Origin of the sequence: Nocardioides sp. OK12 (assembly GCF_024341885.1) — a bacterium.
GTDB lineage: Bacteria > Actinomycetota > Actinomycetes > Propionibacteriales > Nocardioidaceae > Nocardioides > Nocardioides marinisabuli.
Map to the genome: position 1 here is coordinate 236071 of NZ_BNET01000001.1, position 23090 is coordinate 259160.

22 protein-coding genes and 1 other RNA gene are annotated in these 23090 nt (G+C 68.9%); 14 read left to right on the forward strand and 9 right to left on the reverse strand.

Translation table 11 applies throughout. The features are described from left to right. The first annotated feature begins 12 nt into the window (after nucleotides 1-12). Nucleotides 13-1128, forward strand: coding sequence for a peptide chain release factor 2 (gene prfB / locus OCU29_RS01180; protein ID WP_179615713.1), 1116 nt, complete (start codon nucleotides 13-15; stop codon nucleotides 1126-1128). 316 nt (nucleotides 1129-1444) lie between these two features. On the opposite strand, the gene OCU29_RS01185 is transcribed toward prfB, so the two are convergent. The 5 genes from OCU29_RS01185 to OCU29_RS01205 form a co-directional block, all read right to left on the reverse strand. Further along, complete coding sequence (locus OCU29_RS01185) at nucleotides 1445-2152, reverse strand: hypothetical protein (protein WP_261818497.1); 708 nt, start codon at nucleotides 2150-2152, stop codon at nucleotides 1445-1447. Then, nucleotides 2145-2648 (reverse strand): hypothetical protein, encoded by a 504-nt coding sequence (locus OCU29_RS01190; RefSeq protein WP_261818498.1) that lies wholly within the window; start codon nucleotides 2646-2648, stop codon nucleotides 2145-2147. Before OCU29_RS01190 ends, OCU29_RS01185 begins: the two co-directional genes overlap by 8 nt. After that, a complete protein-coding gene (locus tag OCU29_RS01195; RefSeq protein ID WP_179615716.1) occupies nucleotides 2641-2994 on the reverse strand; it encodes a hypothetical protein in 354 nt (117 codons plus the stop codon). The genes OCU29_RS01190 and OCU29_RS01195 overlap by 8 nt, the downstream gene beginning before the upstream one ends. Nucleotides 2995-3060: 66 nt before the next feature. After that, nucleotides 3061-3294 carry a hypothetical protein gene (locus tag OCU29_RS01200; RefSeq protein ID WP_261818499.1) on the reverse strand — a complete coding sequence of 78 codons (234 nt, stop codon included), beginning with the start codon at nucleotides 3292-3294 and terminating at the stop codon, nucleotides 3061-3063. Between the two features lie 29 nt (nucleotides 3295-3323). Then, nucleotides 3324-3959: a hypothetical protein gene (locus OCU29_RS01205; protein ID WP_261818500.1), complete on the reverse strand. Its 636-nt coding sequence runs from the start codon at nucleotides 3957-3959 to the stop codon at nucleotides 3324-3326. 72 nt (nucleotides 3960-4031) lie between these two features. Here OCU29_RS01205 and ftsE point away from each other — a divergent pair, with 72 nt between their 5' ends. From ftsE to OCU29_RS01230, 5 genes are all read left to right on the forward strand, one after another. After that, nucleotides 4032-4721, forward strand: coding sequence for a cell division ATP-binding protein FtsE (gene ftsE / locus OCU29_RS01210; RefSeq protein ID WP_261818501.1), 690 nt, complete (start codon nucleotides 4032-4034; stop codon nucleotides 4719-4721). Between the two features lie 80 nt (nucleotides 4722-4801). After that, a complete protein-coding gene (gene ftsX / locus OCU29_RS01215; protein ID WP_179615720.1) occupies nucleotides 4802-5716 on the forward strand; it encodes a permease-like cell division protein FtsX in 915 nt (304 codons plus the stop codon). A gap of 52 nt (nucleotides 5717-5768) precedes the next feature. Next, the gene (locus OCU29_RS01220; protein ID WP_261818502.1) at nucleotides 5769-7025 is read left to right on the forward strand and encodes a M23 family metallopeptidase; all 1257 of its coding nucleotides are present in this window, start codon (nucleotides 5769-5771) and stop codon (nucleotides 7023-7025) included. A 60-nt stretch (nucleotides 7026-7085) separates the two neighbouring features. Continuing rightward, the gene (smpB, locus tag OCU29_RS01225; protein WP_179615722.1) at nucleotides 7086-7565 is read left to right on the forward strand and encodes an SsrA-binding protein SmpB; all 480 of its coding nucleotides are present in this window, start codon (nucleotides 7086-7088) and stop codon (nucleotides 7563-7565) included. Further along, nucleotides 7558-8463, forward strand: a complete 906-nt coding sequence (locus OCU29_RS01230; RefSeq protein ID WP_261818503.1) for an amidohydrolase family protein — start codon at nucleotides 7558-7560, stop codon at nucleotides 8461-8463. The genes smpB and OCU29_RS01230 overlap by 8 nt, the downstream gene beginning before the upstream one ends. Nucleotides 8464-8490: 27 nt before the next feature. Here OCU29_RS01230 and OCU29_RS01235 read toward each other — a convergent pair whose 3' ends face one another. Beyond that, nucleotides 8491-9876, reverse strand: coding sequence for an HNH endonuclease signature motif containing protein (locus OCU29_RS01235; RefSeq protein ID WP_261818504.1), 1386 nt, complete (start codon nucleotides 9874-9876; stop codon nucleotides 8491-8493). Nucleotides 9877-10013: 137 nt separating this feature from the next. Between OCU29_RS01235 and OCU29_RS01240 the strand changes: the two genes are divergently transcribed. From OCU29_RS01240 to OCU29_RS01255, 4 genes are all read left to right on the forward strand, one after another. Then, nucleotides 10014-11081, forward strand: coding sequence for a nitroreductase/quinone reductase family protein (locus OCU29_RS01240; protein ID WP_261818505.1), 1068 nt, complete (start codon nucleotides 10014-10016; stop codon nucleotides 11079-11081). Between the two features lie 50 nt (nucleotides 11082-11131). Then, nucleotides 11132-11502, forward strand: a transfer-messenger RNA (tmRNA) gene (gene ssrA, locus OCU29_RS01245). Between the two features lie 306 nt (nucleotides 11503-11808). After that, nucleotides 11809-12663, forward strand: a complete 855-nt coding sequence (locus tag OCU29_RS01250) for a hypothetical protein (protein ID WP_261818506.1) — start codon at nucleotides 11809-11811, stop codon at nucleotides 12661-12663. Nucleotides 12664-13144: 481 nt separating this feature from the next. Continuing rightward, complete coding sequence (locus OCU29_RS01255) at nucleotides 13145-14293, forward strand: bacteriophage abortive infection AbiH family protein (protein ID WP_261818507.1); 1149 nt, start codon at nucleotides 13145-13147, stop codon at nucleotides 14291-14293. A 74-nt stretch (nucleotides 14294-14367) separates the two neighbouring features. On the opposite strand, the gene OCU29_RS01260 is transcribed toward OCU29_RS01255, so the two are convergent. Then, nucleotides 14368-16668 carry a DUF262 domain-containing protein gene (locus tag OCU29_RS01260; protein WP_261818508.1) on the reverse strand — a complete coding sequence of 767 codons (2301 nt, stop codon included), beginning with the start codon at nucleotides 16666-16668 and terminating at the stop codon, nucleotides 14368-14370. Further along, a complete protein-coding gene (locus tag OCU29_RS01265) occupies nucleotides 16665-18419 on the reverse strand; it encodes a DUF262 domain-containing protein (protein ID WP_261818509.1) in 1755 nt (584 codons plus the stop codon). Before OCU29_RS01265 ends, OCU29_RS01260 begins: the two co-directional genes overlap by 4 nt. Before the next feature lie 518 nt (nucleotides 18420-18937). Here OCU29_RS01265 and OCU29_RS01270 point away from each other — a divergent pair. Next, nucleotides 18938-19402 (forward strand): GNAT family N-acetyltransferase, encoded by a 465-nt coding sequence (locus OCU29_RS01270; RefSeq protein ID WP_261818510.1) that lies wholly within the window; start codon nucleotides 18938-18940, stop codon nucleotides 19400-19402. A gap of 239 nt (nucleotides 19403-19641) precedes the next feature. On the opposite strand, the gene OCU29_RS01275 is transcribed toward OCU29_RS01270, so the two are convergent. Beyond that, nucleotides 19642-20100, reverse strand: a complete 459-nt coding sequence (locus OCU29_RS01275; RefSeq protein ID WP_261818511.1) for a MarR family winged helix-turn-helix transcriptional regulator — start codon at nucleotides 20098-20100, stop codon at nucleotides 19642-19644. A 73-nt stretch (nucleotides 20101-20173) separates the two neighbouring features. On the opposite strand from OCU29_RS01275, the gene OCU29_RS01280 reads away from it, so the two are divergent. The 3 genes from OCU29_RS01280 to OCU29_RS01290 are packed head-to-tail and all read left to right on the forward strand — an operon-like array spanning nucleotide 20174 to nucleotide 23069. Further along, entirely contained in the window at nucleotides 20174-21043 is an 870-nt protein-coding gene (locus OCU29_RS01280) for an SDR family NAD(P)-dependent oxidoreductase (RefSeq protein WP_261818512.1), read from the forward strand. 47 nt (nucleotides 21044-21090) lie between these two features. Continuing rightward, nucleotides 21091-21519, forward strand: coding sequence for a nuclear transport factor 2 family protein (locus tag OCU29_RS01285; RefSeq protein WP_179615727.1), 429 nt, complete (start codon nucleotides 21091-21093; stop codon nucleotides 21517-21519). Between the two features lie 17 nt (nucleotides 21520-21536). Further along, a complete protein-coding gene (locus tag OCU29_RS01290) occupies nucleotides 21537-23069 on the forward strand; it encodes an LLM class flavin-dependent oxidoreductase (protein WP_261818513.1) in 1533 nt (510 codons plus the stop codon). Nucleotides 23070-23090: the final 21 nt, after the last annotated feature.

Here is a 23090-nt window from a genome sequence, read left to right on the forward strand (position 1 = left end):
GTCTTGCTCCTTGTGGCAGGCATCGACTACGACCTAGAGATCAAGCAGCTCCAGGCGACCATGCGCACCGTCGAGCAGGTGCTCGACATCGACGCGATGCGTCGTGAGATCGCCGAGCTCGGCGAGCAGGTCGGCGCGGCCGACCTGTGGGACGACCAGGCCAACGCCACCCGCGTGACCGGGCGCCTCTCGCTGCTGCAGGGCCAGGTCGACCGCTTCGCCGAGCTCTCGGGCCGCATCGAGGACCTCGAGGTCCTCGTCGAGCTCGGGGTCGAGGAGGGTGACGCCGACTCGATGGCCGAGGCCGAGCGCGAGCTGGCCCGGGTCAAGAAGGCCGTCGAGCAGCTCGAGGTCCGCACCCTGCTCTCCGGCGAGTACGACGCCCGCGAGGCGCTGGTGACGATCCGCGCCGGCGCCGGTGGCGTCGACGCCGCCGACTTCGCCGAGACCCTGATGCGGATGTACACGCGCTGGGCCGAGCAGCACAAGTACCCCGTGGAGGTCTTCGACACCTCCTACGCCGAGGAGGCGGGTCTGAAGTCGGCCACCTTCGCCATCCACGCGCCCTACGCCTACGGCACCCTCTCGGTCGAGGCCGGCACGCACCGCCTGGTGCGGATCAGCCCCTTCGACAACCAGGGCCGCCGCCAGACCTCCTTCGCCGCCGTCGAGGTGGTGCCGGTGCTCGAGCAGACCGACGAGATCGAGATCCCCGACGAGGAGATCCGCACCGACGTCTACCGCTCCGGCGGTCCCGGCGGCCAGTCGGTCAACACCACCGACTCCGCGGTGCGCCTGACCCACATCCCCACCGGCGTGGTCGTCTCGTGCCAGAACGAGAAGTCGCAGCTGCAGAACAAGGCCTCCGCGATGGTCGTGCTGAAGGCCAAGCTGCTGGCGCGCAAGAAGGCCGAGGAGAAGGCGCACCTCGACGAGATGCGCGGCGACGTGCAGGCCTCGTGGGGCGACCAGATGCGCAACTACGTGCTCAACCCCTACCAGGTGGTCAAGGACCTGCGGACCTCCTACGAGGTCGGCAACCCCCAGGCCGTCTTCGACGGGGACCTCGACGGCTTCCTCGAGGCCGGCATCCGCTGGCGGATGGGCGCCGAGAAGACCGACGCCTGATGGTCGGCTGGGACGACGTGCGACGTCGTCTCGAGTGCCGTCTCCGGGAGCTGCCCGAGGGTGGTTTCGTCGTGCTCGGCGAGGCTCCACGCGTCCTGGAGCGCCGGGCGTGGTGGCGTCGACAGGCGCCGACGGCGCCCACCAGGTACGTGCAGGCGCGCCGCGACGGGGCGCACGTGTACGTCGAGTGCGTCGGGGCTCGTTCCTTCGGCGGCGGCTGGGAGATCGACGACACCGCCCACACGCGGCTGCGGCGGCTGGGCTGGTTGGTGCCCGGCGAGATAGACGCGACGGGGGTGCAGCCCTCGTGGCCGAGCTACTGGCGGGTCCTGCCGGTCTCCGAGTCCGCGGCGGCGGCGCGGATGTGTGTCGCTGCACTGGACGTCCTCGGGGCCTCGCTCGACGCGGTGGACCTCCAAGCCGGACCCTGAGCCCGCGGCTCGGAGCCCGCGGGCGAGCGCGGGAGCGGGTCGGCGGACGGCAGCAGCGTCGAGAACACCCGGTAGAGCGAGGTCGCATCGACCGGGCGGAGCAGGTCGGCGCCAGGATCTGCCAGGAAGGGGCCGTGCGCTCCGTCGACCGCCACGACCTCGACCCGTCGGCCGGGTGAGGACACCTCCAGCCGCCAGGCGCGCGAGGCGCCGGCCAGCTCGAGGGCGTCGGCGCGGACCGCCGGGTCGGTGGACAGGAGCCGGTCGAGCTCCCCCGCCGGGTAGACGCGTTCTACGCGCGGGCCACGACGTGCGACACCCGGGCGCGTCAGGCGGACCAGCGACACGGCCAGGTGCGAGGGCGGGAGCATCATCACCTGGTGCAGTCCCGGCTGCACGGCGAGCACGACCGCCATCCGGTCGGGGGCCGCCCAGGCGCGGTGCCGCAGGAGGGTCGGCCCGGCCACCACCAGGTCCACCGCGACCGCGTGCTCACGCGCCACCTCGGCGACCGGGTGGCCGGAGAGCAGGAGCGCGGCGAGACCCTGGTCGTCGACGCGCTGCCCCTGGGCGGCAGTGGACGGGTCAGACATCGGCGTTGTTCCTCCGGCGGCCGCTGACCGGTCGCCACGCCGCAGCGACGTCTGCGCAACAGTCGGCGAGGGCGTCGTAGGACCAGGTCTCGAACGTCGCGGTCAGCGACCAGGCGTGCCGATCGTCCTCGCGCACGAACCACTGCTCCATGGTCAGGGCCCGCCCGTCGAGGTCGACGTGGTGCGCCAGCCGTCGCCCGCCCGGCAGGTCGTCGATGCGCAGCCGTTCGATCTCGATGAGGTGGTAGTCACGCAGGGTCCGGGGCAGGAGCTGGTCGGTGCCCACCTGCCAGTCGCGGAAGCTGAGCCCGTGCAGGTCGTCGCAGGTCAGCACGAGGTTGGCGCGAAAAGACCCCCGCGCGGCCGGCCCGCCCGCTCCGGCCGGGTCACCGGCCTGCACCGCGGCGCAGAGCGCGCCCACCGGCGCCAGCGCCAGCTTGTCCCACCCCGGTGGCACCTCCGGGGCGGCGTACGACGGGGGAGCGGGGTCAGTCACGCGACCGGCCGTCCGGCGACGTGGGCCGGTCGCGGTACCACCGCGGCTGGACCGCGGAGGGCACGGGCAGCGGAAGCGCGGCGAAGCCCACCCAGGCCACGAGGACGAGTCCCAGCAGCAGCGCCACCGGTGTGGTCGGGCCGCCCGCGCGCTGCAGCCCCCCGAGGGCGGCGCCCAGCAGGAGGGCGGCGGCGAGCAGCGGCCACAGGATCAGCACGTTGCGCTGGGCGAAGTCTCGGTGGGTGCCGTGGGCCCATCGTCGAGCGGCGCTCGAACGACCGCGTCGCTGCCAGGTGTTGAACCCGGCCGCAGCCGTGCCGCTGAGCAGCATGAAGAGGTAGATCACGATCAGTCCCAGAAGGTCAGGGCGTCACCGACGTCGTCCAGGCCCTCGCCGACGTCGGGGAGACGGTCACCGGTCCGCGATGTCGCGGACCTCGTCCGCCACCGCAGCCACCGCCTGGGCCAGCGCGCCCAGCGCCGTGGCCAGCTCGTCCGACGAGGCCCCGGCGTCGGGTCGTCCGTCGAGGTTCGGAGCCACCGACGCCAGCGACCCCGCCGTCGAGTCGAGGAGGCGTGCGGCGGTGCGCAGGTCCGCCGGCTCCACGTGGAGACGCCCCGGCGTGCGGCTCGCGGAGGTGGTCACGAGGCGATCGTCCCACCTGGGCGGGTGGGTCAAACCTCCCCCGACAGCACCGCGGCACACCATCGGTCGGCGCGTTCCTCGAGGTCGGCGCGCTCCACCGACCGGGGCGCGCTGAGGCTGCAGGTCACCCACGCGTCACCGACCAGCCCGGCGTACCTGGTCTCGCGCAGCGGGCCGCTGCGACAGGTCTGCGCCACCGACGGGTCGCCGTACGCCGCCGCGTCGGGGACGTCGCGGCACCTGCGGCCGGCGCCGTCGAGGGCACTCTCGGCCAGCTCCTCGGCGCGGGCGGGGGAGACCGGCGGGGTGAAGACCCAGGCGGCGGCGCTGGTGCGGGCGGGGCCGTCGAAGCGGCAGCCGTCCTCGTGGGCCACGTCGCGCACCTCGGCGGACAGGCGGGCCTCCTCGCCGTCGGCCCAGGTCTCGCTGCGGCGGACCTCGCCGCCGAGAGCGGCCTCGACCGCCGCGACCGGCAGGCCGTCGCACAGACCGACGCGCGGCACCACCAGGTCGGAGGTGTCGATGTCGGCGAGCGCCACCGTGCTCACCGCGGGCCCGGTCGGCTCCGTGGCACCGTCGGCTCCGGGCGCGGCGGGCTCGTCGCTGCACGCGGCCAGCAGCAGCACCAGGGCAGGGAGCAGCGCGAGGAGGGAGCGGGACGGCACCCGCCCACCCTACGGACGGGGCGCGGCCCGAGGAGTCCGGGTTGTCAGGCGTCCTGGCGTAATCTCGACCGGGTGATTCGCTTCGAGAAGGTCACCAAGACCTACCCCGGCACCGGAGGGCCCGCCCTCGACCAGGTGTCGGTCGACGTCGAGAAGGGCGAGTTCGTCTTCCTGGTCGGCAGCTCGGGCTCGGGCAAGTCCACCGCCCTGCGCCTGATCCTGCGCGAGGCCCGGCCCACCTCGGGCCGCGTCTACGTCGCCGGCAAGGAGATCAACCGCCTGGCGGGCTGGAAGGTGCCGCGGCTGCGCCGCCAGATCGGCACCGTCTTCCAGGACTTCCGGCTGCTGCAGTCCAAGACCGTCGCCGAGAACGTCGCGTTCGCCATGCAGGTGACCGGCCACTCGCCCAAGGAGGTCCGGGCCCTGGTGCCCGAGACCCTCGAGCTGGTGGGCCTCGACTCCAAGGCCGACCGGTTGCCCGACGAGCTGTCGGGCGGCGAGCAGCAGCGCGTCGCGGTGGCGCGGGCCTTCGTCAACCGGCCGATGATCCTGATCGCCGACGAGCCGACCGGCAACCTGGACCCCACCACCTCGGTGGGCATCATGAAGCTGCTCGACCGGATCAACCGCACCGGCACCACCGTGGTGATGGCCACCCACGACCACGGCATCGTCGACCAGATGCGCAAGCGCGTCATCGAGCTCGACCACGGCAAGGTGATCCGCGACCAGGCGCAGGGCGCCTACGGCTTCCAGCACTGAGTCGTCAGCACTGAGTCGCCCGCGCCGTACCCAGCGCACCTCCTCCACCGGCCCCCTACAGGCAGAGAGTCCCTCCCTCCATGCGCTACGTCTTCTCCAACCTCGGCCAGGGGCTGCGTCGCAACCTCTCGATGCACCTGGCGGTGATCCTGACCCTCTTCGTCTCGCTCACGCTCGTGGGCGCCGGGGCGCTGCTCAACCGGCAGGCGGAGAAGACCAGCGACCAGCTCGGCAGCGAGCTCGAGATCACGGCGTACCTGTGCCGTGACGACGACCCCAACCAGAGCTGCCAGGGCGAGGTGACCAGCGCCGAGAAGAAGCGCATCCTCCAGGCGGTCGAGGACAACCCCGAGGTGGCGTCCTACCGGGTGGAGTCGAAGGAGACGGCCTTCGAGAAGGTCAAGGAGCTCTACGGCCCCGAGGAGGCCGACCGCTTCGAGGGCCCCAACGCGATCCTGGGCGCCGAGGACCTGCCCGAGTCGGTGTGGATCACGCTGGAGGACCCCGCCGAGTTCGAGGGCATCACCTCGGCGATCGTCGGGCTCGACGGCGTCGCCAAGCTGGTCGACCAGCGCGAGACCGCCGGCAAGATCATCAACACGATGGAGGCCATGCAGCGCGCCGCGCTCGGCATCGCCCTGCTGCTGGTGGTCTCGGCGCTGCTGCTGGTGGCCAACACCATCCGCCTGGCGGCCTTCGCGCGCCGCAAGGAGATCGGCATCATGCGGCTGGTGGGCGCCTCGACGCTCTACATCGCGCTGCCCTTCCTGCTCGAGGCGCTGGTCACCGCGGTCGTCAGCGTGGTGCTCGCGGGTGGAGCGCTGGCGGGCTTCCAGTACTTCGGGGTGCAGCAGCGCTTCAGCGACTACCTGGAGTTCATCCCCTGGGTCGGCTGGGACGACTACCTGGTCGCGCTGGGCGTCGTGGCGGTGCTCGGACCGGTCCTCACGCTGCTGCCGACACTCGCGCTGACCCGCAAATACGTCAAAGTCTGAGCCGCGCGCCGTACCGTTCGATCGACTCTTCCCCGACGTCGAAGGCAATACGGTGCGCTCCTTCCCCAGCGCCTCGCGCCACCGCCTCGCATCGGCCGCCACGGCCGGTGCGCTGGTTCTGGGTGCCCTGGCCATCCCACTCGCTCACGCAGACGACGACCTGAAGGACCAGCAGAAGAAGGTCCAGAAGGAGATCCACAGCGCCACCGAGGACCTCGAGCACTCGAGCAAGGCCACCCGCAAGGCGTTCGAGGCGGCCGCGAAGGCCCGCGCCGAGCTCGACTCGGCGAAGGCCGAGCTGGGCACCGTGCGCAGCAAGCTCGACGAGGCCAAGCTCGAGGACGCCCGCATGGAGCAGCGCCTGGCCGCGGCCCAGCTGCGCCTCGAGACCGCCCGCGACGACCTGGTCGTGGGTCAGGAGGCGCTCGAGACCCAGCGCGACGTGGTCAAGGACCGCATCGCCGACACCTACATGCAGGGCAGCCCCGACCTGCTGGTCCTGGGCAGCCTGCTCAACTCGAGCTCCACCAGCGACCTGACCCGCCAGCAGGCGGCCAGCAGCGCCATCGTGGGCCGCGAGACGTCGATGTACGACGACCTGGACGCCGCCGAGGTGCTGCTGCAGGTTCGCGAGGACGAGGTCGAGGCCGCCAAGGACCGGGTCGCCGACGAGCGGGCCGCCGCCGCGGCGCACCTGTCGAAGGTGAAGTCGCTGACCGCTCAGGCGGTGCAGGTGCGCGACGAGGTGCGCGGACTGGTCGACAAGCGGCTCGCGGCGCGCAAGGAGGCCACGGCCGCCAAGCAGGCCGACCAGGCGGCGCTGGCCGCGCTGCGCAAGCAGGAGGACCGCATCAAGGCCCGCATCGCTGCGGCCGCCCGGCGGGCGCGCGGCACCTCGGTGGCGGCCAAGCCGTCGGGCTACCTGCTGCGGCCGGTCGGCGGCGCGGTCACCTCGCCGTTCGGCATGCGCACCCACCCGATCTACGGCTACCGCGGCATGCACGACGGCACCGACTTCGGCGTGACGTGCGGGCAGCCGATGGCCGCCTCCGGCACGGGCACGGTGATCGCGAAGTACTACTCGTCGGTCTACGGCAACCGGCTCTTCCTCAACCTCGGCCAGGTCAACGGACGCTCGCTGACCGTGGTCTACAACCACGCGCGCAGCTACCGCTTCAACGTCGGTGACCGGGTCTCGCGCGGCGCCACGATCGGGTACGCCGGCAACACCGGCTGGTCGACCGGCTGCCACCTGCACTACACGGTGCTGGTCGGCGGCAACCCGGTCGACCCGATGAACTGGCTCTGACGAGCGGCTCGTCGGTGGTCCCGCCGCAACCGCGTTGACCTGACCTGGGAGAATGGACGGATGGCCAGGGAGCAGGGACAGAAGATGGTGGCGCAGAACAAGAAGGCGCGCCACGACTACGCCATCGAGGACACCTTCGAGGCGGGCCTGGTGCTGCAGGGCACCGAGGTGAAGTCGCTGCGGATGGGCCGCGCCAGCCTCGTCGACGGCTTCGTCGACATCGACCGCAACGAGGCGTGGCTGCACGGGGTGCACATCCCGGAGTACTCCCAGGGCACCTGGACCAACCACGCCGCACGCCGCAAGCGCAAGCTGCTGCTGAACCGGGTCGAGATCGACAAGATCGAGCGCCGGGTCAGCGAGAAGGGCCTGACGGTCATCCCGCTGGCGCTGTACTTCGTCAACGGCCGCGCCAAGGTCGAGATCGGCCTGGCGAAGGGCAAGAAGCACTGGGACAAGCGCCAGTCGATCGCCGAGCGCACTGCCAAGCGCGAGGTCGAGCAGGCCGTGGGGCGCCGCCTCAAGGGCATGCGTGACTGAGGCCGACCAGCAGGAGGTGACCTGGGCCCAGGAGGTCGGCGACGTCACCGCCTTCTGGGAGCGGCTCGGCCTGCCCGGGCTGCTCGACGTGCACACCCACTTCCTGCCCGAGCGGATCCAGCGCCGGGTGTGGGCCCAGTTCGACGAGGCCGGGCCCAAGATCGGTCGGCCCTGGCCGATCCGCTACCGCGGCACCACCCAGGAGCGGGTCGAGCAGCTGCGCGCGCTCGGCGTACGCCGCTTCTCGTCGCTGCCCTACGCCCACCGGCCCGGCATCGCCGGCTACCTCAACGAGTGGGGGGCCGAGTTCAAGCTGCTGGCGCCGGAGTCGCTGTGGTCGGCGACGTTCTACCCCGAGCCGGAGGCCGGCGCCTACGTCTCGGCGGCCCTCGAGGCCGGGGTGGAGATCTTCAAGGTGCACGTGCAGGTGGGCGAGTTCGACCTCGACGACCCGCTGCTCGACCCGGTCTGGGGGCTGCTGGCCGAGGCCGGCACCCCGGTCGTGGTGCACGCCGGGCACGCGCCGGTCGGCAACGACTTCACCGGCCCCGCGCCGATGGCGCGGGTGCTGGCCGCGCACCCGCGGTTGTGCCTGGTGGTCGCGCACCTCGGCGCGCCGGACTACCTGGACTTCATGTCGTTCGCCGACACCTACGACCGGGTGCACCTCGACACGACGATGACCTTCACCGACTTCTGGACGACCACCTACCCCGACGGGATGCTGGAGCGGCTCGCCGACCTCGGTGACCGGATCCTGCTCGGCACCGACTTCCCAACGATCCCGTACCCCTACGCCCACCAGCTCGAGGGCCTCGAGCGGCTCGGGCTGGGCGACGACTGGCTGCGCGCGGTCTGCTGGCACAACGCGGCCGCGCTGCTGGGCCTGCCGGAGTAGCTGGTCGGGCTGGTCGGGCAGGTCGGCTCAGTGCCGGGCGGTCCGGCGTGCCTTCAGCTCCCAGCCTCGGAGTGGGTGCTGGGTGAGGTGCCACCTGGGGTCGTGGGCTCGGTGGTGGTGCCAGGAACAGAGGGGGATGCCGTTGTCGAGGTCGGTGTCGCCGCGGTGGGCCCAGGGGAGGAGATGGTGGATCTCGGTCCAGGCGAAGGGTCTCTCGCAGGTGCCGATGGCGCAGGTGTCGTGGACGAGCGCCAGGGCTTTTCGTTGGTGGTGGGTGTGGAGCCGTTTGGTGCGGCCGAGGTCGAGTGGAACTGATCGGGAGTTGAGGACGGCGGGGACGAGGCCTGCTTCGCAGGCGAGTCGCCGGAGGTCGCCGGCGGCGACCCGGGTGCCGGTGTCGAGCTTGGCGGTGCCGGTCTCGTGGGGTCCGTGCCAGTCGGGCCAGGTGGCGGGGTCGAGGTCGCCGGTGGCGGCGAGGTCGCGGGTGAGGTCTTCGGCGGTCATGGTGACCAGGAGTGTGAGGGCGTTGGCGCCGTTCCAGCCGTCGGTGGGCAGGTGCTCGATGAGCTCGCACAGGGCATTGCCTGCGACCTCCCAGCCCGACAGGCCGTGGTCCGGCCCGGTGGGGGCGGACTCGTCGTAGCCGGAGATGTTCTCGCCGTCGGGGCCGGTGCGCGCCTTGTTGAGGCGGCGGGGTGCCGAGAGGGTCTCGATGGCGGTGCGCAGCAGGGAGCCGTGGAGCTCGGGGAGGGTGAACTTGCCGGAGTAGGTGCCGTCGCCGTTGTCGTGCAGCGCGAGGTAGGTCTCGTGCTTCGCGCGCCGGGACTCGCGGCCGAGCATGATCGCCTCGTGCTTGTCGGCCAGGTCGCGGTCGACGACGTCGAGCATCCGCCGGGCCGCCTGGCGGAGCCGCTTGGCGTTCATCGGGCGCCCCGAGCGGGTGCCGACCCCGGTGGCTTTGTTGACCAGCACCTCCTCAGCGGCGGCGAGCTGCTCGGGGGTGGTCTCGAGCGGTGCCTGCTCAGCGGCGCGGACGACCACCCGGACCTGGTCGGCGCGCAGCTGGCCGGCGGCGTACGCCTCGCGCGTGTGGTGGTACTTCGTCTTGAGCAGCTCGGCCAGGTGCAGGCCGCCCGCGTTGACCTCGCGAGTGGTGCCGGTGAGGGCGGCCGCCCAGGCATCGGTGCCCGTGGCCGCGTCATCGGCGGCGACCTGGCGTCGTTCGGCCTCGGCGAGGACCTTGAGGCGCAGCGACTCGGCCTGCGACTCGACGACGGCCAGCGTCTCGAGCAGGTGACCCAGCTCCTCGCGGGCCACGTGCTCGAGGGCGATGGCGTGCGCCTCGCCCAGGGCAGCGCTCGCGCCGGCCACCGCGGGGGCCGCGGTGGGGATCGGGAGCGCCGTCAACGTCATGCCTCCATGATCCCAGAGCGAGGGCGTCATGGGAACACCAGTTCGAAGATCTGTGGAGAACTTCTCGGGGTCCTGTGGCGGTGCGCTCGGGACCTTCGTCGCTGCCCTCTCGCGCGTGCGCGCGCTGGACTGTTGGCATGAGGACGCAGACCGCTGACCTCCGGCCGAGACCCACGTCGCGCTCGGCGGACCGGCCCGGTCTGGGCGTCTGGGTGGCCGCGCTGTCGCTGGCCGAGGCGGTCGGCCTGGCCGCCGCGGCCGGGGCCTCGCGCCTGGTGGGGTCGTGGTCGGCGGAGCCGGGGGTGCGAGGCAGTGTCGGGCTCGGCCTGCTGCTCGTGGTCGGTGCCGGTCTCGTCGAGGGGCTGGCTCTCGGGTCGGCGCAGGCGTGGAACCTCGGGCGCTGGCTCCCGCGGTTGCGGCGGGCGCGGTTCGTCGCGGCCACCGTCCTGGTGGCCGGCCTGGGCTGGGCGGCGGGGGCTGCCCCAGCGGTGCTGGGCCAGGAGGCGGGGGAGGCCGTCGGCGGCGCGCCGCCGGTGTTGCTGCTGCTCGCGGCGGTCGGCGTCGGGCTGGTGCTCGGACCTCTGCTCGGGCTGGCCCAGGCGTCGGCGCTGCGGCCGGCGGTGGGCCACCCCGGCGCCTGGGTGCTGGCCAGTGCGCTGGCCTGGCCGCCGGTGATGGTGGCGATCTTCGCTGGGGCCTCGCTGCCTGGGCAGGACTGGTCGCCGGCGGAGGTCGTCGGCGCTGGGGCTGCGACCGGAGCCGTCGCGGGCGGCCTGCTCGGCCTGGCGACGTACTGGGCACTGGGGTCGATGACCGCCGTCCCGCTGTGGGACCGGGTGCTGCTGCGCCTGCTCGGCTCCTCGTGGGGCTGGCTCGACGGTGACCTGGTGGGGGTCGAGGTGCGGGGTCGGCGGACCGGGCGGACCCACCGGGTGCCGGTGCGCTACGCCGTCGACCTCGAGGGCGCGCTCGTCGTCGTGCCCCGCGACGGCACGAGCTGGTGGCGCAACGTGCACCGGCCCACCACGGCGGTCGAGGTGCTGTGGCAGGGCGAGTGGCTCCCGGCGTACGCCGAGCCGCTGGTGCCCGGCCACCCCGACCACGAGGAGGCCTGGGCGACGTACTCGCTGCGCTGGCCGCGCGCGCACCTGCCTGCGAACGGGGTCGTGCTGCGGGTGCGGGGGTCGGGCGGGAATGCTGCGTGACCTCGGGTGGTTGGGTCAGGTAGCCTGTGCGTGCAGGTGAAAACTCAAGAGGGGCTGATCGGTTTCGACTTGGGACGTTAGTTCCTGGAGAAGCGGGTCGAGAAGCCAGCGCCATCTCGTAAACGATCGCTGGAAACCAATAACTGCCAACACCAATCGCAGTTCCTTCGCTCTCGCTGCCTGAGCAGTGATCGAAGCGTCAGACCGGGCACCTGTCTCCGTCCCGGAACCTGGCGTCGACTAGGAGACTCGCTGATCAACTGCAGTCAGAGTGGTTGATCGGGACTCAAATCTGACTGAGCCCGTCGGTGACGTGTCTGTTGCGAGCACCGGGGCTGAGAAAACGACATCACAGACTGCACCCGGAGAAGACCAGGTTCGACGCTCGAGGACGCGGGTTCGATTCCCGCCAGCTCCACTGACTGACTGACACGCGGGCGTGTTCCCGAAAGGATGACGCGCTTGTTCCCGAAAGCCTCTTGAGAGAAGTGCCCGGAGCCCCGCAGGGGTTCCGGGCACTTATTCGTTGCCGTTCAGGGCGCGGTTGTCCCTGCGTTGCCCGCGTTTCGCGAGCCGACGGCCCGGGCTGTGGGTGGGCGCCCGCGTGGGGGCAGCACTTCAGCCCTCATGCCTGTGGCGCTGAGGGTGCGGGTGCGGTTGATGCGGAGGTGGGCACAGAGTGGGCCAACCCGTAGACGAGCTCCTGGTCCCATGGCAGGGTGCCGAGGTGACCGAAGCTGCCTGGCTTTCCCTAGAAGCGACCCTGATGACAACGCACGCCATCGAGGCCTACGGCGGCGTGCAACTTGGACGCCAGGCGCTGGAGACGGCGGCCGCGTCCCTCAGTGGTGGGCAGATCCCCATGCAGGTGGAGCATGATCAGACACGACCGCTTCGGGTCCGGGATCTTGTGGCTTGGGTGGAAGACGGTGACGACGGCTTCTCGCGGCTGAAGGTACGATACGACGTGCACCCCGACGATGTGCACATCGTATCCGAACGACGCGCTATGTCAGTTGCGATTCGTTCGCCACTGGATGGGCGCGAGGGGCAAGACGTGTCCTCGAGTCCTTTCGAGCTCAGCGCCGACAACGCATGGTTCGACGACGATGCCCTGATCGAAGCGGAAGCGGCGCTCGTCGCCGCCGGTGCTACTGACATTCGGACAGAGCGTGTCTACCAGTTCAGTGTGATCCCTGACCCGCAGATCTTCATCGCTGTTGGGTCAGTGGTCGGAACGATTGGTCTAGGGGCGCTGGGGAGTGCCCTTTGGGACGCCGTGAAGACCTTGCTTCGGCGGAGAAAGACGCCAGTCGGTGGTCAGCCCGACAAGCCGACGCGTGTGAACATCGAATTGAGGGATGGTAGTCGGTCACTGACCGCGGTCATCGAAACGAGCGACGAGGCGGTTGCGCAAGAGGCTGTGAACGCCGTGGCAGAGCTGGCAAGTGGAGTTTGGGACGGGAAGCCGACGCTGAGCGGGGTGTCGGGCAAGAGATTGTTGTTGTGGGACGCAAAGACCTCGACTTGGAAGGCGCGCAATTTTTCCCAAGACAGCATGTCGATTGAGACAGACGGTTGACCCCGGCGAGTCGACCACGACGCCCACTGGATACGCTTTCGACCGAGGACCTCTAGGCGGCCGCCGGATTCGGGGCATGTGCAAGAAGGCCACTCGAGTGAGGCGATAGAGCCCCACAGGGGCCCCGGGGGTCGGCTGCGCGGATAGGTGACATCTCATTTGCATCGACGCTGTCACCGGGTGATCAAGAGCTCAGCGCGATCGGTTCAGCGCGCGGCTTCAGCCTCACCCGAGACATCTTCGACACTGACGGGTAGGTGTCAGGCGTTATCGGCGTCGGGGGGCAAGTGGGCTATGCAGGCCATTCCGGCCAGGGGGCTGCGTCGAATCATCGCTAGCGGTCGGGAGTCCGGACTGCGTCAGGGCTGCCGTCCCAGTCGTTGCCCCTACGCCGGTGGTAGCACCCGCCTAGGATTACCCGCACGACCGCCGGCACGCACTAGGCCAACGACTCTGACGCGATAAACGAACAGGACCAGCCATGGGGTATCGCACCTTCACCAAGCACGAGTACGACGACCTGAGGCGTCAGCACAACGTCATGGTCCTGGTGGGCAACGGCTTCGACATCCAAGTCACTCGGCGTTACCAGGCACGGTTCTCTCCCCGCTACCCGGCCTTCTATCACTACCTCCTCTCCCGCGACTTCGACTCCTCGAACCTCGTTGTCCTGCAGATGGCGGTTGCCAGGGAGCGCGGTCAGGAGAATTGGAGTGACGTCGAGTCTGCGATCGGAAACCTCATCACGCCAGGGGGCGGCCGGCACCCCGCTGACGCCGTGTACGAGGCGACTCTCGCCATCCAGGCAGCGTTCTCAGAGTATCTGGAACTCGTCGCACCACCTGAACTGCTCACTCGAGTCGGAAAGGACTCCGCCGAAGGCTCCTTGGCCGTGAGGTCGATGGCGGATTTCATCGGGGACGTCGCGACGGGCTCGCAGACCTTTGACTCCTTCGCTTTCCCTGCGGAGACCAGTCACTACGACCTCTTCAATTACCTGTTCGTCAACTTCAATTACACGCCGCTGCTGGACGACTACGTGTTCCGAGACGCTCAGCAGTTCCTGCCGCAAGCGCACACGTATGCCGACCGCAACTTCGAGTTTCACCCCAACCCAACCAACCACTCAGACGGCCACGGGAACAGCAAGACTGGCTGGTCCAGCTACCTCCGTAGCGAGGTCATCCATCCCCACGGACAGCAACCGATTCCGCGGTCGCTCCTGTTCGGGATCGACGCCCCCGACAACTTCAGCGCAGGGACGGACCCTCACCGCCAACTCATGAAGCCGTATTGGGCCATGAACCGCATTGAGTACGGCCACCTGTTCTCAGACACCCGGCTGTTCATCATCTTCGGGTGCTCCCTCGGCAAGACCGACGGCTGGTGGTGGCGCCGCGTATACGACGCCCTCAACCGCCACACTGGCGACGGAGAGTCTCCCAGCGAACTCATCATCTACTGGTGGAGCCCTACCGCGGGCTCCGTCACCAGGGCGGCAGTCCTCGACACCTTCTTCGCCGGCGTCGAAGGGAACGGATGTGAACCCGAGCGGGCGAGCGTGGAACATCGGATTCAGATCGTCATCTACACCGATGATGACCCGCCGACCTTCTTGGCCACCCCGTAGGGGCTGCCCCCACGCGCGAGCGCCCGAAGCGCAACTTGGAGGCTCGACCTCCCGGAGAACCCGGTGTGGGGCCGTCAGAAACCGTTTGAGATGAGGTCTCGCAGGATCCTTGCTCCGACCTGTACGCGATCGACGGTATCGACGAGCTTGCCAGCATGATGCCTCTGTGGAATGCAAAGGAGCCAGCCGTCCTCGTGGGGTTCCGCACCAGCGGCCTCGCATAGCGCCTCGAGGGTGCCCTCGTCACTAGACGAGTCGCCGCTGCGGAGAACGAGCCCTGCTTCAATGCTTCGCAACGCCACGCCGGAGTGAACAAGCTGCATCCAGCGTGGGGTCGTGGAGTAGCCGTAGAACCATGGGTCCTTGACCTCAACCGGCCGTCCCGCCTCGCTCCAGATCGCATAAAGGTAGGCGTCGCGGTAGTAGCTGCGTTGCACCTTTCTGCGCAGCATCGTCATCTCGTAGCCGAGCTCGCCACCCGCCCCAAAATAGATGCCGGTGTTGCCCTCCCTCATCTCTGGATAGCGAACCAAGTGGTATCGCCAGTCGAAGAACTCTTGGTCGGCCCGCGACTTCGTGAAGTTGCTGGCGATCTCGATCAGCTTGTCCTCCACGTCGGAGGCCTGTGATACAGCAATGGCATCGAGCATCGTTCCTAGAGTTTCACGAGCGGGGGCAAGTGCGCCTCGGTCGCCGCGATCGACGAGCACTGAACGCCAAACGCTGTCAGTGGTGGGTGAGCCGAACTGGAACCGGTCTGAGTCTTGGAAGCCGCGTTGGTATTCGCCAGAGGCGAGCAGGGCCCCAGTGACGAGGGACCACTGGTCCGGGTTAAACGCAGCCTCGAAGGCGCTCGCTCGGTGCGCGATGGACGGGTCCAGGTCGAAGCATGCCAGCGTGCCTCGCAGGATGGGGTGGTCCTCCAGGCGTTCGACGGCATGAGCCAGTTCGGCATCCTTGATTCTGAGGTCCTGCTTGGCCTTTTCCTCGTTCACTTGGTTCTTGTTGAAGGTAATGAGTGCGTCTAGGTCGCCGGTCTGCATGAACGTGGTGACCTCGTTGACGAACTTCGGCATGTTGGTCACGCGCATCTCGAACTGAGATGCCTCGTTGATGTTCCGCAGACTACGCAACCGGGCGGCAACATCCTTCGTCTCATGCTGCCGGTGCACCAGGACTGCTAACAGCAGCAGGGTGTCGGTCAGCGAGAACGCTCTGGTCGTCCCTCTAACGTCGCCGTAGCGGTCACAACAAGCATGGAAAAGGTCGCTGGTGGCGTTGGCGCCGAAGAGCCGCACCCCGTCGCCGTCGAGTGTCGTCTTGAAGAGACTCTCGAAGTAGTCCTTGAGGTTCGGCTCCGTGACCCACGTCTGGAACGCTCCGTGCATGAACGAGAGGTGCTCGTGGTGACGCGGGTTGCTGATGCCGAAGAGAACCTTCGCACGCTTCTCAGGTGTCACGGTCTCGCCGCTTCTGACCAGCCCGTCGCGCCACTCGCAGACCTCCATCAAGAAGTCGAAGTAGCGCATGAACTCGTCGTCGACGATGTTGTTCTCGCCGCGGTAAGGCCAAAGGACGTCGGTCCAGTCCCCGTCTATCTTGTGCCCGAAGTCCTCGAACCCGCCGGCCTCACCCACCAGCTGACCAAGGGACGCCTTGAAGGCCTCGAACTCGGTGAGGGGTTTCCCACGGGAGTTCATCTTGATGTAGAGGTCCTCTGCGGCACCCATGTTGTCGATGGGTAGCAATTGAAACCAGATGGCTGGGTTCTCGGCGTCGGTTAGCCGACCCCAGAGCTCATCAGGGTTCTCGTCGGCGAAGCGACTGGCGATGGCGTCGATGGTGACCAGCATCGCGCGGATCGTCGGGTCGAACTGCCAAAGGTGCAGGTACCAGCTCTGATCAGTGATCCATGCCGAGGGTGGTGTGGCGAGATCGCTCGGCGGGGGGTGCTTGACCAAGCGTTCGCAGAAGAGCCTGGCGCTTGGCCGCGTGGCGTAGCTGAAGTTGGACCAAGGGTGCTCCGAGCTCACTACTCCACGGCGGAAGGCGAAGTACCAGTGCAGCAGGAATAGCGTCGTGAGGCGTTGTTGGCCATCCAGCGGCTCGAACGTGCCGTTGGTGTGGACCTCTCCGTAGATGAAGTCGAGGCCGACGGATGTCTCGCCGGTGAGCGCGGAGTGCAGGGCATCTAGGAAGGTCGATCGAATCGTGGTTGTTCGTGCGTCCAGGCGTCCCTGGGCGTAGTCGCGTTGGATCAAGGGAACCGCGACTCGCTCTACCGATGGCATGCCGTCGATTTGCTCTCCGAACATCGCCTGGTAGGTGGTGCGGTAGCCAGTCATGCCCTGTTCGTCCGACTCACGGATGCTCATGCCACGTCCTCCTCATCGACGTCGGCCGCGATGCTGTCGTTCTCGGGAGTGTCCTCGAGCAGATAGGGCTGCAGCTTTGCGCGCAGTGCGGTGAGGTAGGCCTCTCGGTCGCGTCGACCCCAGAAGTGGATCTGCTGGGCTGCGGCGCTCGTGTCGTAGTACTTCAAGAACACGTTGCGAGTGCAGACTGGGATGTAGGACCCGCGCTGATCGAGCTCGATCACGTGGCGGCGCTTGACCTCGAACACCGAGTTGTTCAAGACGCTGTTGTCGTCCCGAGAGAGCAACGCGAGGTTGGCGATTGAGTCGATCTCGTCGTGGTCGGCCGAGGTCGGTCCTTCGGCTTCGTCCGAGTCGGTGTTGTCGCTGAAGAGCTCAACGAGCTCGAGATGTAGGGCGTCGAACGAGTCGCTGTTGATGGTGGGCAGCGCGCCTTCGATCCTGGCTTCTAGGTCTGCGCGTCGCTCGGACGACAGACCCAGCACGTCCAAGGCCTCGAGGTGTTCCTTGAGCCACGATGTCCACTGCTCGACCGTGTTCAACCCCTCGGAGCGCTGCGCGTGGATGTGTTCCAGGGACCAGAGCCTCTGCACGTGTTGGCTGAAGGAGTAGCGCTCAGATGAGAACGCGTTGCTCCGTACAGTCTCGACATTCATGAGAAGCAGAACTTGTCTGGTCTTCCTGCTTCCGTAAGTCAGGGCAGCCACTCCCGTCCACGCAAGGCTCAAGCTGCGTCTGATGCGCTCATCGAGCGCGTTGTCGAAGGCGGACTTTGCTCTGCCTTCGGCCAGCTGGACGAGGTCGAAGAAGGTTGCGACCTCGGACGCGACGAGGTAGCCGACTTTGTGAAACGAGCTCAGATCTTCGTACCAGCCGAGGATCAGCGAGTGCAGATCGACGATCTTGTCCCACACCGCCTGGGGGTCAGACAGGATCAGCGGTCGCAGGATCTCGAAGGTGTGGAAGCGCGGGCGGTTCTTGATGTGCGTTCCCGACTCGAGATCAGCAACGGTGTCGAGCAGCAATTCGATCCGGGTTGCCGCTTGGTCGTAGGACGAGCCAGCCGCGAAGGCCCACACCTCCGGCGACCACAGCTGGCGCTCGATGGTGTCCCACTGCGCCGCGGTCTCGTGCTCGCGCTCGATGCGGGACAGCAGCGACGCCTTGACTAGCTCGGCGTCCGTGAGCGGAATTCGGCCGACGTTGAGTCGCGTGAAGAGAGCGCGCGAGTCGAACTCAGCCTCCCGCGGCGCCTCGTACCAGATCACGAAGACCGTGCTGCTCAGAGCCTCAGACAGCTTGTAGGCCGCGAGGTTCGGCTTGGCCTGTTTCGCGAACCAGGCCTCGATGGCAGTGAACGCCTCGAACATGTGGAAGTAGTCGATGTTCTCGTGACGGAGGTCCTCCCGCGGATCGTCGAGGTACTCAGCGCTGCCCGGCCGGGTTTCGTAGCTGAGGTCGTAGTGAACCTCGGCCTGCGGCATGTAAGCCTTGAGCGCGCGCATCACCAGGTACAGCGTGGTCAATCGCTGCTGACCATCGACGAGCTCCCAGCGGCCGTCGTCCATCGGCTTTACCACCACAGGCTGGAGGTAGTAGTTGTCACCCTTAGCCTCCTGGATGTCGTCCAGAAGCCTCTCCACCTCGTGACTACCCCAGCGATAGCCGCGTTGGTAGTCCGGCACGAAGAATGACCCCTCCAGGTCGTCGACGAGGCGTGGCTCCAAGAGCGCGGGGGTCCCGAGGTTCATGCGGCACATCTTGACTCACTCTCAGGAGACACGCCCGGAAGTCAGGCAACCTCGGTGGGGCCACCTCGCACCGCGGACTTGGTGGCCGGAGCCCGCCGCCAGTTGGGGCGGCCTGGCTCGGAAGCGAGTGACGTCGCGGGCGACGCATCCGCGCCCCGCGCCGCAGCGACGGCGCCACGGCCCAGGAGCTCATGGCGTGCACAGAGGGTCTGACCTGCTGAAACGGTGATCAGTGTGGAGACTAGGCCCCTTACCGCGTGGAGACCACCCAGCGAACTCGACGTTGGCGCAGGTCAGACGACTTTCGGGAACACGCCACTGAGGGGGTCTTCGCAGAAGTAGCCCGGACACTTCGCAGAATTGCCGGTCCCGGTGGGTGACACCACCGAGAGCCAGCCCTCTTGAACGAGAGCCGCTTCGACGCCAGTCGGAGCGGCTCTCGTGCTGCGTCCGCAGCCGCTTTCCGGCAGCGGCTGCCGGCGAATGCAGTGGCAAGCCCTCGTGGCACGATCCTCGTCATGACAGAGGCGGGCGGGTCGAACAGCGCACTCGGAGACGATCGCCGATACAGCTCGAGGGTCGACGAGGCTGACGCTGAGCTCGACCAGACGTTGTCGGACGAGCTGGACAAGGTGAACGCGCGGGCGACCCTTGGAACTGCTCCGGCGCGGGAGCTGACGGTGCGGATCAACGACGCGGCGGGGCGGCTCGCGGCGGGCATGAGCGGCTGGACCTGGGGTGTCGCCGCCGGCATTGGGATGACGTGGGTCCGCGAGGACAGCCGCGGCGCGGGCCTTGGCACCCGAGTGCTCGCCGAGTTCGAGACCGAGGCTCGGCGACGAGGGTGCACCCATGTCTTCGTCACCTCCTTCACGTTCCAGGCTCCTGGCTTCTACGAGCGACAGGGGTATCGAGAGATCTTCCGATGGGAGGACGTGCCAGTCCCCGGGGCCGGCGACGTGCACTTCCGCAAAGACCTCTGAGCCGGGTCGGCCGTCGCGGCGAGTGCGCGGGTGCTGATCTGGCGACGCGTGGGTGCGCGCGCCGGAGTCGGTTCGCAGAACGATGCCGGGGCCTGCACGTTCGACTTTCCGCGAAGACCCGACTGACTGACTGAACTGACTGATGCAACGGGCCCGCGGCGACGCCGCGGGCTCGTTGCCGTCCGCGCCACCGACCAGGAGCCGAACGGAAGCGCGGTGGCTGGCGCAGTGGGTGGGGCCTAGGAGTCGGCCATACGCTGGAACATGTCGGCGACGGCGTCGAGGTCCAGCTCGCCGACGTGGTCGAAGATGTGGGTGCGTGCGCTCGCCAGGTGCACCACCCACGCCTCCCGGAGCTCCTGGAGCCCAAGATCGGTGAGGACGGCGTCCCAACCCCGCCCGTCGTCGGGGGAGCGGTCTCGCCGCACCAGCCCCGCCTTCTGCAGTCGGTCGATGACGCGTGAGATCCCGCTCATCGACATGGCGGCGCCTGCGGCGAGGTCGCTCATCCGCATCCGCTGCTCGGGCGCCTCGGACACGTGGACGAGCACGAAGTAGTCGGTCGCCGAGATCCCGGTGCTGCGGACCAGGTCCGCATCGAGCTTGCGGGGCAGGACTGCCAGCAGTCGGGTCAGCGACCGCATGAACCGCTCCTCGACGGGGGTCAGCGGGTCGCGTGCAGGTGGTGGTGTGGGCACGCTCACAGGATAGTTGCTTGCTCAAGCACCTGTCTAGCCGTAGTGTTTGTTTCACGAAGCAAGTAACTGACGAGTGGAGGAGCGTGACGTCGAGATGGACGCCGGACGAGTAGCAGTGGTGACCGGGGCCGGCAGCGGGCTGGGTCGGGAGATCTCCTTGGGGCTGACCGCACGCGGCTACCAGGTCTTCGGGACCGCCCTCGCGGCAGCGGAGGTCACCGACCTCGATGCCGCCTCGGGGGGTGCCGTGCGGCTGGCGGTCGTCGACATCGTCGACGACGCGGCGGTCGCCACCTGGGCCCAGGGCGTGCAGGACCACGTGGCCGGTGTCGACCTCCTGGTCAGCAACGCCGGCATTCTCACCCCCGGCCCCGTCGAGCTGCTGGCGATCGACGACGTACGCCGCGAGTTCGAGGTGAACACCTTCGGGCCGCTCCGGGTGATCAACGAGTTCCTGCCGGCGCTGCGCGCCGCGCGCGGGCGCATCGTGCAGATCAGCACCATCACCGCGACGGTGCCGCTCCCGTTCAACGCCGCCTCGGGGGCGTCCAAGGCCGCGGCGGAGGTGTTCGCCGACGTCTACCGGGCCGAGCTGAAGCAGTTCGGCATCGACGTCACCATCGTCTCGCCCGGGAGCATGCTCACCGGCGGCCCGGCGAAGTCGGCCGCGGCGTTCGAGCGGCTCCTCTCCGCCATGACCCCCGAGGGACGTGAGCTCTACGGGGCGCCCTTCGAGCGGTTCGCGGAGCAGTTCAACGCCAAGCAGGGCGAGGGGATCACCGCGACCGACGCGGCCACCCAGGTCAGAGAGGCGGCTGAGGAGCAGCCGGCCCCGAGCCGACGGACCGTCGGAGCCGACGCCGCCGCGCTGCTGCACGCCTCCAAGACCATGACCGACGACGAGCTCGACGCGCTGCGACTGCAGCTCGGCGGTCTCGTCTGAGCCCGACCCTTCCAACCACCGCATCACCAACGACAGGAGACAACATCATGATCGAGATCGTGGACACCACCGACGCCCAGGCCGTGCGCAACAAGGACAACCTGATCGCCTTCTACCGCCGCGCCATCAACGACAAGCAGCCGCGCGAGGCCGCTGCGGCGCTCGTCGCGGACGACTACGTCCAGCACAACCCGCTGCTCCCCGACGGTGGGGCGATGCTGGGCGAGACGTTCGCCGCCGTCGTCGAGGCCCACCCGCTCGCCCGGGTCGAGATCCACCGCATCATCGCGGTGGGCGACTGGGTGTGGGCGCACGTGAACTTCCTCAACCTCTACAGCGACGACCCCGACGACCTCGGGATCGCCGGTGTCGACATCTGGAAGATGGACGCCGACGGGGTGGCGCTCGAGCACTGGGACGTCCTGCAGCCCGTGGTCGCCGCCGCCGAGACCGTCAGCGGCCACAGCGTCTTCTGAGCCTGAGGACCCCCCACATGACCGACTACCTGCACGACCTCCAGTTCGGCTCGTTCCTGACCCCGTCCGCCGGCAACCCCGACGACGCCGTGGCGCTCGCCGTGCTGAGCGAGCAGGTCGGCCTGGACCTGGTGACCTTCCAGGACCACCCCTACCAGCCGGGCTTCCTCGACACCTGGACGCTGCTGTCCTACGTCGCGGCCCGTACGTCGACGGTGCGGCTCTCGCCCAACGTCGCCAACGTGCCGCTGCGACCACCGGCGGTCCTGGCGCGCAGCGCGGCCTCGCTCGACCTGCTCTCGGGTGGTCGGGTCGAGCTGGCCCTCGGGGCCGGCGCGTTCTGGGACGCGATCGTCGCGATGGGCGTGCCGCGCCTGAGCCCGGGGGAGAGCGTGGTCGCGCTGGAGGAGGCGATCGAGGTGGTGCGCCAGACCTGGGACGCCGACGCGCGCGGGGGTGTGCGGGTGGACGGCGTCCACCACCAGGTGCTGGGGGCCAAGCGTGGTCCGGCGCCGAGCCACGACATCGGTCTGTGGGTCGGCGCCCTCAAGCCCCGGATGCTGCGACTGATCGGTCGCAGCGCGGACGGCTGGCTGCCGTCGCTGTTCTACCTGCAGCCGGGCGACCTCGCCCGCGGCAACGCCGTCATCGACGAGGCCGCGACCGAGGCGGGCCGCGACCCCGGACAGGTGCGGCGCCTGCTCAACGTGGCCGGCACCTTCTCCACCACGGCACGCGCACAGCTGGACGGGCCGCCCGCACACTGGGCCGCCGAGCTGGCGCAGCTGACCCTCACCGAGGGCGTCAGCACGTTCATCCTCGCCAGCGACGACCCGCGACAGCTGCGGATCTTCGCCGAGGAGGTGGCGCCGGCGGTCCGCGAGCTCGTCGGAGCGGCCCGGGCCGGGGCCGTCAGCACCCCGCGCCCCGCGGCTGCGGTGCCGCTGACGAGGACGGCCCTCGCTGTGCGTGCGACGCCGGCGCCGGCCCCGCGGGGTGAGGCGTCGGTCCTGGACGAGGCGGCGCGTCCCGTCGGTCCCACCCCCGACCCCGACCGGCGCTACACCCCGCACGAGCAGGCCACCGGCCAGCACCTCGTCGACATCCACGACCACCTGCGCGCCGAGCTCGACCAGCTCCACGACCTCATCGAGCAGGTGGCCACCGGGATGCTCGGTGCCGCGGCGGCCCGGTCGCACATCCACGCTATGACGCTGCGCCAGAACAAGTGGGTCCTCGGCGGATACTGCGAGAGCTACTGCCGCGTGGTGACGACCCACCACACGCTGGAGGACGAGGGGATCTTCCCGCACCTGCGGCGTCGGGACCCTCGGCTGGGGCCCGTGGTGGACCAGCTGCAGGTCGAGCACGAGCAGATCCACGAGGTCCTCGAGGAGGTGGACCGCGCGCTGGTGGCCTTCGTCTCCGTCGAGGACGGGATGGAGGACCTGCGCCGCGCGGTCGACCTGCTCTCCGACACCCTCCTGTCGCACCTGTCCTACGAGGAACAGGTGCTCGTCGAGCCGATCGCGCGGCTCGGGCTGGGCTGACCTCGTCAGCCGTCCCCGTGC

Bases quoted from the DNA above. Each gene is read 5' to 3' on its own strand.
- OCU29_RS01185 (WP_261818497.1), bottom strand. From the start codon at position 2,152: ATGTCTGACCCGTCCACTGCCGCCCAGGGGCAGCGCGTCGACGACCAG.
- ftsX (WP_179615720.1), top strand. From the start codon at position 4,802: ATGCGCTACGTCTTCTCCAACCTCGGCCAGGGGCTGCGTCGCAACCTC.
- smpB (WP_179615722.1), top strand. From the start codon at position 7,086: ATGGCCAGGGAGCAGGGACAGAAGATGGTGGCGCAGAACAAGAAGGCG.
- OCU29_RS01235 (WP_261818504.1), bottom strand. From the start codon at position 9,876: ATGACGTTGACGGCGCTCCCGATCCCCACCGCGGCCCCCGCGGTGGCC.
- OCU29_RS01240 (WP_261818505.1), top strand. From the start codon at position 10,014: ATGAGGACGCAGACCGCTGACCTCCGGCCGAGACCCACGTCGCGCTCG.
- OCU29_RS01255 (WP_261818507.1), top strand. From the start codon at position 13,145: ATGGGGTATCGCACCTTCACCAAGCACGAGTACGACGACCTGAGGCGT.
- OCU29_RS01260 (WP_261818508.1), bottom strand. From the start codon at position 16,668: ATGAGCATCCGTGAGTCGGACGAACAGGGCATGACTGGCTACCGCACC.
- OCU29_RS01265 (WP_261818509.1), bottom strand. From the start codon at position 18,419: ATGAACCTCGGGACCCCCGCGCTCTTGGAGCCACGCCTCGTCGACGAC.
- OCU29_RS01270 (WP_261818510.1), top strand. From the start codon at position 18,938: ATGACAGAGGCGGGCGGGTCGAACAGCGCACTCGGAGACGATCGCCGA.
- OCU29_RS01285 (WP_179615727.1), top strand. From the start codon at position 21,091: ATGATCGAGATCGTGGACACCACCGACGCCCAGGCCGTGCGCAACAAG.
- OCU29_RS01290 (WP_261818513.1), top strand. From the start codon at position 21,537: ATGACCGACTACCTGCACGACCTCCAGTTCGGCTCGTTCCTGACCCCG.